Origin of the sequence: Staphylococcus sp. GDY8P126P (assembly GCF_017891965.1) — a bacterium.
GTDB lineage: Bacteria > Bacillota > Bacilli > Staphylococcales > Staphylococcaceae > Staphylococcus > Staphylococcus saprophyticus.
The window spans coordinates 18,716-32,454 of sequence record NZ_JAESKG010000009.1 but is presented as its reverse complement, the minus strand read 5'-3'; the positions used below and the strand labels follow the sequence as shown (position 1 = coordinate 32,454).

Genomic DNA, 13,739 nt, shown 5'->3' with positions numbered 1-13,739 from the left:
AGGGGAGTGCTTACCTTCAGCAATTACTGGATTATCATTCAATCCCTTACGACGCTTTTCATTCCAATCTTTGTATTTTGCGAATTGAATTTTGCCGATATAAAATGGATTTGAGAGAATATAAGTAATAGCTGAAATACTAAAAGGGTTGCCTTTTTTAGTTACATAACCTTTATGATTGAGTGCATTGGCTATTTTACGATAACCATGACCTTTGGCATAAGATTCAAAGATATATTTCACAATATTGGCTTCATGTTGATTAATCATCAGTTCGTGCTTACTATCTGGTATTTTGTCATATCCTATCGGCAAATTCCCCTGATAATAGCCTTCTTGTGCACGTCTGGTTTGACCCATGAATACGTTCTCGACAATGTTATTACGTTCAAATTCTGAGAAACTCGCAAGTATTTGTAACATGAGTTTACCAGAAGAAGTGTTGACTTCTATACGTTCAGACAAACTGAAAAATTCGACATTTTGTTTATGCAAATCTTCGACAATTTTGAGCAAATCTGATGTGTTACGTGCAAGTCGATTTGTTTTATACACCATAACACAATCTATATGACCTTCATTCGCATCATGTAACATACGTTGTAGTGCAGGACGGTTCATAGACTTTCCTGAAATACCACGATCAGCGTATATATCTTTGACTTCGAAATGATGGAAGTTACAATATTCTTTGATTTGATTGATTTGCCCATCGATACTATAACCCTCTGCACTTTGCATTTCTGTTGATACGCGGACATAGATACCGACACGTTTTTGTTTGAGTTGTTGCATGATTTTTCATCCTTTCTGATTAAGCAATCGATGATTGTGCTGTTTGATTGACGATGTTTAAGGGTTCATTTTTGAAATAGATACCCGTAAGTATTTTATTTTTAGTAATATGAATTTCATCAATGTAAGGGTACAACATGTTTAATGTGAAACGTTGTTGCATGACATTTTGTAAAGCCTTTTGAATTTGATGCGTATGGATTGATGTTATAGGTTTTGACTGTTGTCGAAATGATTGCGTTTGTTCTCTGAATGTTTCTGCATCAATTTTACCTTGGGCTAATTTTTCTATCAGTTGTTCTTGCGTGACTGTACTTTTAGCTTCTATGTCTTTTTGTTTTTTGAGTCGTTTTTGGATTGTATGGTTGATTTTTGAATACAGATGTTGATTTTGAAAGAAGTCTTGACATGTAGCTAAGACACTCGCTTCTAATGATTGTGCGTTGATTCCTTTGAATTCACAGACAAAACGAGATGCATTCATATTTTGGGGACAGACATAATAACGTAATGTACGGTGCTTTTTTCTAATTGTCATATTGGTAAGTGTTGAATTACAAAAAGGACATTTGATTTTTTGTTTGAGTCGATTAGCTGACGATGTCTGTTTGAGTTGTTTCTGTGACCGTATCGCTTGAGCTTTTTCATATATACTTGTCGAAACAATAGAAGGACACATGTTGTCATATTGTCCGTATTGATTAATGACTCGACCACAATAATTGGGGTTCATGATAATATTACGTACTTGATAGGGTTTACGATTGATGAATTTCTCGTCAGCTTCTAAGTACTGTGCAATTTTTTTATAACCATAGCCTTGAAGATAATAACTGAATACAGCTTTTACGGTTGGTGCCTCTGTGTTGTTTATCATGAAAGTACCGTTATGATAGTGATAGCCAAAGGGTGCATGGGTCGTAATCAGTTTACCTTGTTTTGCTTTTTCCCGAAGGCCATTTTTGACTTGTTCTCCAATATTATCTGATTCTAGTTCAGCCAAGCTGATGAAAATGTTGAGTTTTAGTCGATCGAATGCTTTATCCATGTCGAAGTAGCCATCATGAACGCTTAAGATATGAACATGATACTTTTGACACAATTTCATGAGTTTTAATGCATTTTTTAGGTTACGATGAAGTCGATTCAGACGATAGCAGCATAATACGTCACATTGTCCTTGTTGAATCAGTTCAATAATTTGTTGATAACCATTCCGCTTATCAGTGCGTCCTGATTGCTTATCGCTGTAAAAAGTGATTTGTTTAATACTGTGTTTTTTGGCTAGTGCTTTGATGGTCTGTTTCTGTGCTGCTAGAGATTGTTGTTTGAGTGTACTTTGACGTAAGTAACCAATGGCTTCTTCCATGTTATACACCTCCAAAAAGATAATATATATTTGTGAGCAAATTAGAATGAAAGGTCCAACGTGCTTTTAACACGTTGGACCGTAATGATTAATTATCGTTCTGTAGCTCTTCAACGACTAAATCAGCTAGTAATTCAATCAATTCATCCATTTTATCTACTCCAGTACTCATATCGATTTATGTTAATACTTTATTTAATTAAAAATCAGAATAATCTATGACATTAGACTTGATGAACTCTACATCTGGTATTGATTCTTCGAACTCTTGTTTAGTCTTATTTTGAACTCTTCCATTTTCTTTGTTTAGTCCAAGAATTGATGCATACTCTGAATCTAACTTTAAATGATAAAAGACAAGTGACTGTTTCTTGCCATAGTCATCTTTGACTGCTCTTTTCGTAGTTATTCGATCACGGTCAGATTCGATATATCCTTTATCCCTTAGTGCATTCACGACATTGTTGACATCTTGGAAATGATTCTCTATCAACATATTTTTAAATACAGATGCAATGATTTTGACTTCGATATACTCATCTTTTAAGGCAATTAGTCCATGGTTCTCCATCATATTCTTTAACGCTTTGTCATCAGAAAACTTACCACGGTTTTGTGCTACAAATTGCGTAATGACTTCGATCGCTTTATCTGCCAGTGATCGTTCAGAGACTGTATGAGCATGATAATCAATAAAGTAGTCTCTTATTTTAGCGATATCAATATCTGTAGGTAAAACATGACTGAGAATCTTGGCCGAAGTAGTGATAGCTGCATAGCGCTTAAACATACGAATACCAGTATTATTTATTTCATCCTTCAATTTATCTTTAAACCAATGATGTAATTCAAAAACGGATCAAAAAACAAAGGGCCCTAGAAACTAGGAGCACACTTACACAAGAACAATTGATAGATAAATTAGCTAAAGGAGCCATCGATGCAGAAACGTTCAGAAAACAATCTCAATCGTTACTTCAACAATCAAAACCAACACTATCAATAAATGAGCAACAAATTCAAAGGTCTTTTGAAAATGTAATTCAACAACACTTCACGTTAAGCATGTTATACCGATATATTGATGAAATTCATATTTCTAAAAACAAAAGCCTTGTGGGAATCTATTTCAAAAATGAACCGCTAAACATTGTAAACCAAGCTACGCAATCATCGATTGCTTAATTAATGAAAGGATGAAAAATATGAAAGAAATGAAAAGAAAATCTGTAGGATGTTATGTTAGAGTTTCAACAATTTCTCAAGACATTGATAAATTTAGTATTAATGGTCAAATTACACAAATAAAGGAATATTGCCAACAGGGAAATTATGAATTGCTATACTGATAATTAAAAGTACCCCCGATCGAACGAAAATATCTTTTTGATGACTATTAGTGATAATTGTAATTTTATCCATTAATAGATGAATGGATTGGAATAATACTAAGCCTATTGCTATTCCACCGAGTAAAATTACCCACCCGCCTAATTCAATACTTTCCGGAATCATTTCAAAAAATAATAAGCCAATTATAAGGCCTGCACATAATGAATAAATAAAGCCATGACCACTTTGAAAACCTTCCATTATCCAAGCGAGTCCACCGCCAACACCAATTCCAAGTGCGGAAGCTAACGCCCGATCATCCATACTGCACTCATCCCACTATTCTTAAAAAGGCTTTGTTTATTTTACTCTAAAAAATCAAAACAAAATATATGAATTCATATTAAATATTATTTGATTCTTTATTCAGATTGTTATATCATATATATGAACATATATTAATATATGTAGATAAATAGTGATTATTATATATAAGGTTTTGAATTGAAACCTAAAGTGAGGGAAGGATAATGGAAGAAAAAAAGGAATTAGAGGAAGTAAATAATAAGGACTTAGATGATGAAACATTATTTGTCGTATCGCAAACATTTAAAGCGTTAGGTGATCCTACGAGAATCCGGATTCTCCATTTGCTCTTTTATAAGGAGTATTCGGTAAACGGTATTGCTGAAACGCTACATCTTAGACAATCAACAGTTTCCCATCAATTGCGGTTCTTGAAAAATTTACGGTTAGTAAAATTCCGAAGGGAAGGCACAACATTGTTTTATTCCCATGATGATGAACATACTATGAATATGCTAAAACAGGCGATCGATCACGCCTGTCATCACTAGTATTCCGTAAACCAGTAATGAGTGTTAATAATAATTCACGTCATTAATATTGTTATATGAAAAGGGGATTTTGCAATGGATATGGAAAACAAAAAAACAGAATGGAAAGCGTTGTATGATATCTCGAAGGAAAGTGAGATGGGTGTAGCAGAGAGGGTTAGTGAATACGGTTGATAAATTCATAGGATGTATTATTGGATACAAAAAGTTTGGATGTGGTCAATTAACGTCCTGGTTTAGTAAAGCTTACTGCGAATATATTGGAACCCGATATATCATATTTATTTAGAAAGGTGATAGAAATGAAAAATATTCAAGAGCAACAAGCACACGAAAGTCATAGCCACGATCATAGTCATGATCATGATCACGGAAAAATGCCAATTATTTCATATTTTATTGGCTTAGTGTTGGCTATAATTGGGCTTTTTTTAAGTGATGCAAATTTATTAATACAAAACATCTTATTTTCAATTGCCACAATCACAGCCGGCTACCATGTAATTATTCTCGAAGGAATTGGAGAGACAGTTGAAAATACTAAATTAAAGGGAAAATTCACTCCTAATTCTCATATTCTAATGGGATTAGCTGCAATCGGGGCTTCTCTGATAGGGAGTTTTTGGGAAGGAACCCTTTTGATACTTATTTTTTCCGGCGCTCATTTTCTTGAAGATTACGCTGAAGGAAGAAGTAAAAGAGAAATTACTAAGCTACTCGAAATGAACCCAACGACAGCTAAATTAATCCTACCTGATGGAAACACAAAAATTGTTGATGTCAGTGAATTAAAAGTTGGAGATCAACTCCAAGTGCTGAACGGTGATCAAGTTCCAATTGATGGGATTATTTTATCCGGTACTACCTCAATTGATGAATCTTCTATTAATGGAGAAAGTATACCGAAAGAGAAGTCTAACGGTGACGAAGTTTTTGGAAGTACGATTAATGGAACAGGTACTTTTACTATGGAAGTCACTAAGGAAAACAAGGATACTGTATTCTCTAAAATTTTACAATTAGTTAGTCAAAACCAAGATAATCAAACAAAAGCTGCCAGTATCATTCAAAAATTCGAGCCTAAATATGTTAATATAGTTTTAATCGCAATACCATTAGTAATGTTACTTGCTCCTTTTCTATTTGATTGGACATGGTCGCAAAGTGTTTACAGGGGATTAGTGCTTTTAGTCGCAGCTTCACCGTGTGCTTTGGCAGCAGCTACTGTATCTGTAACATTGTCTACAACATCTAACCTAGCTAAAAAAGGCGTGCTTTCAAAAGGAAGTACTTACCTATCACAATTAGCGGATATAGATGCAATTGCCTTCGATAAAACAGGAACCCTTACGAACGGAGAACCTAAAGTAACAAATTACTATTTCACTCATTCTGTGAACGAAGAAAATATTATTGATATTATAGTCGCCCTTGAAAAGGAATCCAATCACCCACTCGCTAATGCTATTTTAGAAAAATTTGAAGTTAAAAATAAAATAGACATCGAAGTTACTAATCAAATTGGAAAAGGTCTGACAGGAGATTATAATGGAAAAAATTATCGTATTGGTAAGCCTACTTCTTTTGAAAGTGCTTCTGAAGAGTATACCCAGTTCAATCATGATTGGGCATCAGAAGGAAAGACGGTTGTATACGTAGCAGAAAATGAAGAAGTTATTGGGATTATAGCTCTAATGGATATTCCGAATGAGCATGCTAAAGAAACAGTTAATTACTTTAAGAAACTTGGTATCCACACGACTTTAATTACTGGTGATTCGGAAATGACGGGAAAAGCTGTAGGCGAACAATTGGGAATAGACGAAGTTATCGCTAATGTAATGCCTGAAGATAAATCCAGAATTATAGAAGAACAAAAAGAAAAATTTGGAGTTACTGCCATGGTCGGAGATGGTGTGAACGATGCACCGGCCCTTGTTAATGCTGATGTTGGTATAGCTATGGGGGGCGGTACTGATGTGGCAGTAGAAGTATCTGATTTGGTTTTAATGCAGAACAATTTATCTAAATTAGTACAGTCTCATAAAATTTCCTCAAATATGGGTCGTGTTATTAGGCAAAATATTATTTTTTCAATGGCAGTTGTTGCCTTTTTAGTTGTCGTTAGTTTGTTAGGATTAACTGATATTACAATCAGTGTAATTGTTCATGAAGGAAGTACTTTAGTTGTTATACTAAGTGGACTTCGATTATTAAGATCTAAATAATGAACGAATCGATTGACATGAATGAACTTTGAAGTGTGGATTCTACAATGCTCCCATAACATTGGACACTAAAAAACAGAGCAATCTAATAAAGATGTTATGAGTAAAAACAATGCCTTGCATACCGTTTTTATCATACGGGCGGTCAAATAAGCAATTAAAGAGCATGGGAAGCATAAAATCATAAACAGTGACTTAAGGCAGCCAGTTTACATTCAAAAGTTAAATTGACTGTATTAAAAGTTTCGAAACGATTAATATCCGTATGGGGGCAAGCGTCGAGCCAAAGATAATGCCAGGACAGAGCGTCTTTTTCCGTTCTTTTAAGTGGGAAAGGTTTTACCTTCTCTAGGCCAAGACAGTCCCAGAGCTAAAAGGGCCAGTTGCTCTTTTTGGGCGTTTGTGAACGGTAATCGCAGGAAGGGGATTTTCCCAACCGCACCTGGTTTTCCATCACAATAAAGTTGGCGGCATTTGTTCTGATATTCTTGGGAATACTTACACTATGAATGGCCGTATTAAGTGATACAGGAGCTGCTATTATTGTAATACTGAATGCTCTCCGCCTTTTGAGGGTAAAAGAATAAAAGTAAGGATAACTAGGTAAAGCTGTTCAATCAAAAATTGAACAGCTTATTTTTCATCAAAATCAAAAACGTTTATTATAATACCTACACTTGTTCTGTTAAACGTACCGATTTTTTAACCTTATTGTATCAGTAATATCTTGAAACGAAGTAAGCGACTAAAATTTCTCTTTTATCATACGTTTATAAAAATACACTTTTAAGAACGGTTTGAAAATTTTTGAAATAGATCAAAATAATCTTCTGGTTAAAAAACCTGTAGATATGATTTCTCTCTTAAATTTTTGTTTGATTAGATTAGACCCTAATAAGACGCATTCAACATGTCTACACGTGAATTTAGTCTTTGAAAATGTAAGGACCATTATTATTATAAAAACCCTAGTATAAAACGATACGCTGAAGGGTCTCACAAATAAAACTAAGAAAATGATATTGAACAATAACGCTATTAAAACCACCTAGATAAGAATTGTTTTTATTAAATATAAACTAATTTATGGTGTTTTTTAAAAAGTAAGGATACGTGCGAATCTTTTATTGTTTAGTACCCCCAAGACTTACGTATTGTTCAAAAAGTCCATCATTAGCTATATCATCATTTATTTTTCTGCTTTTTAATATTATTTAACTCAATTTATTTTAAAATACTGCTCTTTAAAAATTTTTTTATAAATACATTGATTATACGGACATTATAAAAATCAAAAATGATATAATGAAGATAAGGGAATAAAGACGAATAATTTGGGTTAAGATAACTAAAAATACAAATTTATAAAATAAAATTCTAAAAATATCGGGGGATTGATTATGGATGGTAATATACGCTCAGCAATAGAATTTTTAAGAGGAGCGACTCAAATTATTATACCTGTTTATCAAAGAAATTATGATTGGAAAAAAGAAAATTGTGCGTTATTATTTGATGATTTATTACAATTAGAAACTGAAAATAAACAAACACATTTTTTTGGTAGCATTGTCGTTAAACCTGGTAAATACATACAAGAAATAGTTGTTATTGATGGACAACAGCGTTTAACAACATTATCACTTTTAATGTTAGCAATAAAAAACTGGTTAGATAATAATAAAGAAAAAGATGATAATATCCGTTTATCTTCTGAGTATGTATTAAATACCTTTTTAAAAGATCAATATTTAGATACTACAGATAAATTAACTTTGATACCCAATCCTAGAGATTATAAATCATATAAACTCTTATTCGGTAATGAAAAATTTTATGATCGTTCATCTAATATGACTTTAAACTACAACTATTTCTATTCAAGAATAGAGAAAATGAATATATCTGTTGATCAACTAATGAATTCAATACAAAAACTCCAATTTATGGTAGTTAATCTTAATTCACCCGAAGATGATCCACAATTGATTTTTGAAAGCCTTAATTCCACCGGAGTAGGTTTAACTGATGCAGATAAAATACGTAATTATTTATTAATGAATGAAAATTTATCTGAGCAAAATAGATATTTTGAAAATTATTGGGAACCTTTGGAAGAAAGAACACATTTTGAAGTAAGTAAATTTTTCAGATATTATTTAACTATAAAAAAAGCTGAATTTCCTAAAATTTCTAATGTATATGATGAGTTTAAGCAATGGTGTTACAATGAAGATGTAGATAAGTATTCATTGTTTGAAGATATTAATGATTTTTCAAATGCATATAAAACCATTATTGAATGTAATTCAGGATCTAAAGGATTAGATAGTATTTTAAATAGGTTTTTAGAATTAAATGTAACAGTGATAAGACCTTTTATAATGGCTATTATTAATGATTATATAGCAGGTAAAATATCTGAAAAAGAATCAATAGAAGTAATGGAAATAATTGAAAAATATATAGCAAGAAGGATAATTACTAAAGTACCTTCAAATGCACTAAATAAAATTATTGCCACTTTATATAAAGACTTAATGGAATATCAAAATAAATTTGATAAGCAATACAAAGCTTCAGATATTATTACTTACTTGTTATTAAATAAACAAGGATCAGGTAAAGTACCTACAAATGAAGAACTAGTTAACAGTTTGAAAAATAATGATTGGTATAATATCAATACTTCATATCGTTCATACATATTTGAAAGGCTAGAAAATTATAATCATATAGAATCGCTATCTATTTATGAAGGGCTTAAAAATAACGATTATAGTATTGAGCATATAATGCCTCAGAAGTTAAGCATTAATTGGAAAGAAATGTTAGGAAGTAATTATAAATTAGTATACGATAATTATTTAAATAGCCTAGGGAATTTAACTATAACTGGTTATAACTCGAAATATAGCAATAAAAGTTTCGAGGAAAAACAGAATATGAAAAAGGGTTTTAAAGATAGTCATTTTATAGTTTTGAATAAATTACCAGCTAAAAAACAAAATTGGACTGAAACAGAAATAATAGAAAGAACAAATCAACTAATAGATTTTGCTATGAAAATATGGGAGTTTCCTAAGACAACCATAAAAGAAGAACAAAAGGAAAAAGAATTGTTTATTTACAGTGGTAATGAAGATTTCACTGGTTATAAGATAAATGGTTTTACATTTATAAATGATCAATATATTCCTGTCAGTACATGGAAAGATTTTTTCATAGAGATATTTAAAATTTTGGCAGAAATAAATATAAATCCAATACTAGAATGTACAAAAATTGATACCAATATAGGTATTGAATCGATACTATTTAGTGAAAAAAATAACCACACTGAAGAAATTGTTCCAGGTATTCACCTATTTTTAAACCTATCGACTTATAGAAAAATGAATTATATTAATCAAATTTTATCTAAATATAATATACAATTTGATCAATTATCTTTAGATATCGAAGCTAAATAGTGATTATATTTTTGATATTCTTATTCTTTATATGTAAATTAAATGTTACATAAATAACTTTGTTGTAATATGTAAAGATGAATTATTTTTGTGCTATTGAGCTGTTTTTGTATTTTCAATTATATAAAGAATTTTGAAATTCGTAATGGTTGTTTCAAAAGAGAATCTACTTATCGCAACTTCCAAGTGTTAAAGAAACTCAAATAGAAAAATATATAAACCTAAACATATTTGCTGTATATACTAAAGAAAAAGTAATAAATAAGAGGCGCTTCTTTTCAATAGCGCCTCTTTATATTTTTTGAAAAATCATTAATATGGCGAGAGCTATCATAAGTAAAAATGAAAAATAGGTTGTGGATTATTAGTGCATTTTAAATTCAATGAGGTGAGATATGGATAAATTTAAAGAAAAAGTAAATGATTTGGAATTAATTGAGACTACTAAATATTATACAGAATTTAGAGAAGGCTTTAAAAAAATTAGAGATTGGGCTGAAAATGAAAATCTAAAAAATGAAGCGAAATTGGCACAATATGAGATTGAAATTTTCTCTTTATGTGAGAGAAACCCCATTTTATCAAAAAATAAAAATGAAAGAAGATTTGCAGCGGTAATTAGTTTTGCTGATGGTAAAGAGTGGCCAGATACTCAAAAATTTACTGATAACCAAATTAAATACTATGAGCAAAGGTTAAATGAGACAAACAATTTATTTTTAAAAGCAAGATATTCCGATTTCTTATTTGAATATGGTGATAAGAAAACAGCTAAAAATAAATATGAGATTTCACAATATTTACTATCATGCCTAGTTGAACTTATTTCACATTCTAGTGAAGGATTTAGTTACACCTCAGTATTAGCTAGATTAGTTGAAGTATCTCTTCTAATGGGAGATAGGGAAAGACTCAAAAAAGCTGTCGAATTAATTTATCTACAAATTAGTGAATTTGGTGATAATAATGAGTATAGTGGGTTATATGAACTTTCGAAAATTACAAGAGAAATTTTAAAATCTAAGCACAAAAAAATAATTTTAGAAGGTCATTCAAATAAAATTATAATTGCTTTAGAAAATGCTATTAAAAACTATTTTGAAGATAAAAATTATCACCTACATAGAATATTTTGTGAAGAACTTATTAAATACAAGAAATTCAGTTTAATTTCTTCTGGAAGAATAAGTGAATTGCAAAAAGAAATTGGAAAAAGCTATGAATTAGAAGCAGAATATCAACAAGGAAGAAAAAATAAGAGTTTATTGGTAAAAGCGTATTTTTTAGAAAAAGCTATGAAGCATTATATGAAAATTAGTGAAAGAGAAAAAATTAAGGAGATGAAAATTTTAGTGAAAAGAACCTATGAAGAATACGAAAAAAGTAATGAAATGAGTCTAATAAGAATTCCAATAGAATTTCCAGAAGAGGAAATTGATAAATTCGTTGAACATTTTACTTCGTTAGATATACAAAATTCGTTAGATAAAATAGCATACAGTAATGATTTAATACCTAAAATCACAGTAATTGAAGATCAGGTTGATAAGTTAAGTAAAGAGTTTCCTTTACAAAATTTAATTTCAAAAGGTTTATTGAATGATGGAAAAAAAATAGTGGAAACTACTACAGAAGAAGATAATAAAACAATCAATTTTAATAGTTATTACATGAATCATTTAAATATTAATGTTGAGTTACTTCTTAAAGCTATTTTTGATATATTAATATCAGAATTTGAAATTTCTACTGAAGATTTCATGCAAAAATTTAATAGATGGGATTTACTTGATAGTAAGAATATTCCTTTTATTAAATGTGGAATTACTAAGTTTTTAGAAAAGGATTATATAAGCGCTATTCATATTTTGGTACCTCAATTTGAATCAGTAGTTAGAAGAATGTTTTCTAAACTTGGTTATTCAACTACCTCTATTAAGAAAGGAATTACACAACAAGAAGTAACGTTTAATGAATTTTTACTCAGAGATGATATTAGATCAGCCCTAGGAAATGATGTTCATAAACTAATTCAAATTGTGATGGTTGAACAATCGGGGTTAAACTTACGTAATGAAATTGCTCATGGATTAATAGAATTACATAATATAAATTACACAAAATGTATTTTAGTTATTTATTTATTTTTGATATTAACTACGTATAATATCGAAAAAATTGATTAATTGATAATTAAAATATATATATAATATTTGTGGAGGACATATCATGAAATTAGAAGAGTTGCTACTAATCACACAACAACCATTAATTGAATATTCTCAAAATAAAAAATTATTAGAAGGATCACGTTTATTTGATATTGATGAAAGGATGTATGAAAGAAAAATCCCCAAAATTTTAACTAATAGCGATAAGTACCATATTGTTGAAATAGCCAACTATGATAATTTAATAATTATTGATAATGAAGTAATAAATGGTAATGAATTAATTCAAGTCGGCCAATGTATTGACTTTGATAGTAACGTAATGAGCTATTTACGAAATTTGATTGTGAATAATGAATATGAGAATGATTTCTTTAAAATTTTAAATAATATAAAAAAAAGTAAACAACAAATAAGCTGCGTACCTTATTTAATAGAAAATGGAAATAATATCCATAGTATAAATAAAATAATTTCATATGAAACAATATTATCATTTTCCATATTTGATAGAATAAGCGAATTTGATTTTGAAAATCGCAATTTCTCTAGATATTTTAATGATTCAGAAGTTATTTTAGATACAGATGATAGATACTATCATATGATGAATATACAAGACTCTAATATACTGAAATTTCAAGCAATTTATCTATTAGTTTTAATGGCATTTTTCATAAAAAATAGTAGTAAAAAATCAGCAGAAAATAAAATTGTTTACTTGATTCAAAATTTTATTAAAGAAACTGAAAATAAATTAGCTTACTCAGAGTTAGAGTTAAGTGTTATTTTTGATTACATAAATAATGGTGAAAATAATATATTTAAATCTACCAATTTGAATAGTAAAAATTTATTGAGTAAATTAAAAGGTATAGCTTGGGATTTATTTCATATTAGAACATCAGAAGACCAAATCGCTCTAAGAAATACCAATAGCAAAGAAGTTTTTTTACATTCAATTTTTACAGCAGATAAAGGCTTGAGTAATGTGATAAATAACTATTCAATAAGCAGGATGCTAGCACATGAAGAAAAATTATATGTATATAGAGAAAATAATATATTTAAAAAATTATCAAAAGATAAAGCTTCTAAAATACAAGAATTGTTAGAAAAAGGTAGAGATATTAGAATTTCTAATGTAAGAGAAGCAAAGTACAACATACAAGAAAATATTGAGATGTATGAAAATTATATTAATGAAATTGTTTCAAAATAGAATTATTAGAGTCGATTATAGAGAAAATAAAGTATTAAGCCATTATAATGATTTTTTACTTTAGTAATATCACTTACAAGGGGAAGCATATCATAAATGATGCGGTTTTTAAAAAAGGGTACTTATGTATGTAGGAAACATATCATAAGTGATGTGGTATTATAATAACAAAAATGTTAAAAAATTTGAAAGCAAAGAAAAGATGAATGGTCAATGGTCAATGAAAGGTCCTCCCTTTAGATTCTAACAGTACAGTTTGTGTTTTCTGTAGTACTAAAGTTCCTAAGAAATG

The 13,739-nt window shown here is 29.9% G+C and carries 8 protein-coding genes and 2 pseudogenes; 6 read left to right on the top strand and 4 right to left on the bottom strand.

Annotation, left to right across the window (positions count from 1 at the left end; translation table 11 throughout):
• The 3 genes and pseudogenes from KA893_RS11160 to KA893_RS11150 form a co-directional block, all read right to left on the bottom strand.
• The coding region (locus tag KA893_RS11160; RefSeq protein WP_210125803.1) for a recombinase family protein at positions 1-795 on the bottom strand (795 nt) is incomplete at its 3' end.
• Between the two features lie 19 nt (positions 796-814).
• On the bottom strand, positions 815-2,164 hold the full coding sequence (gene ccrA, locus KA893_RS11155; RefSeq protein WP_070657147.1) for a cassette chromosome recombinase CcrA: 1,350 nt from the start codon (positions 2,162-2,164) through the stop codon (positions 815-817).
• Between the two features lie 199 nt (positions 2,165-2,363).
• Positions 2,364-3,002, bottom strand: a pseudogene (locus KA893_RS11150) (cassette chromosome replicative helicase); the annotation flags it as partial.
• Positions 3,003-3,010: 8 nt separating this feature from the next.
• On the opposite strand from KA893_RS11150, the pseudogene KA893_RS11145 reads away from it, so the two are divergent.
• Positions 3,011-3,349, top strand: a pseudogene (locus KA893_RS11145) (cassette chromosome recombinase CcrA); the annotation flags it as partial.
• A gap of 111 nt (positions 3,350-3,460) precedes the next feature.
• Here KA893_RS11145 and KA893_RS11140 read toward each other — a convergent pair.
• A complete protein-coding gene (locus KA893_RS11140; RefSeq protein ID WP_001631039.1) occupies positions 3,461-3,820 on the bottom strand; it encodes a ZIP family metal transporter in 360 nt (119 codons plus the stop codon).
• A 206-nt stretch (positions 3,821-4,026) separates the two neighbouring features.
• On the opposite strand from KA893_RS11140, the gene KA893_RS11135 reads away from it, so the two are divergent.
• The 5 genes from KA893_RS11135 to KA893_RS11115 all read left to right on the top strand — a co-directional run bounded on the left by KA893_RS11135 (position 4,027) and on the right by KA893_RS11115 (position 13,447).
• A complete protein-coding gene (locus KA893_RS11135; RefSeq protein ID WP_000391495.1) occupies positions 4,027-4,353 on the top strand; it encodes an ArsR/SmtB family transcription factor in 327 nt (108 codons plus the stop codon).
• A 302-nt stretch (positions 4,354-4,655) separates the two neighbouring features.
• Complete coding sequence (locus tag KA893_RS11130; protein ID WP_070657144.1) at positions 4,656-6,581, top strand: heavy metal translocating P-type ATPase; 1,926 nt, start codon at positions 4,656-4,658, stop codon at positions 6,579-6,581.
• Between the two features lie 1,400 nt (positions 6,582-7,981).
• Complete coding sequence (locus tag KA893_RS11125; RefSeq protein WP_210125801.1) at positions 7,982-10,054, top strand: DUF262 domain-containing protein; 2,073 nt, start codon at positions 7,982-7,984, stop codon at positions 10,052-10,054.
• 395 nt (positions 10,055-10,449) lie between these two features.
• The gene (locus tag KA893_RS11120; RefSeq protein WP_210125796.1) at positions 10,450-12,240 is read left to right on the top strand and encodes a DUF4209 domain-containing protein; all 1,791 of its coding nucleotides are present in this window, start codon (positions 10,450-10,452) and stop codon (positions 12,238-12,240) included.
• A gap of 43 nt (positions 12,241-12,283) precedes the next feature.
• Entirely contained in the window at positions 12,284-13,447 is a 1,164-nt protein-coding gene (locus KA893_RS11115) for a hypothetical protein (protein ID WP_210125794.1), read from the top strand.
• Positions 13,448-13,739: the final 292 nt, after the last annotated feature.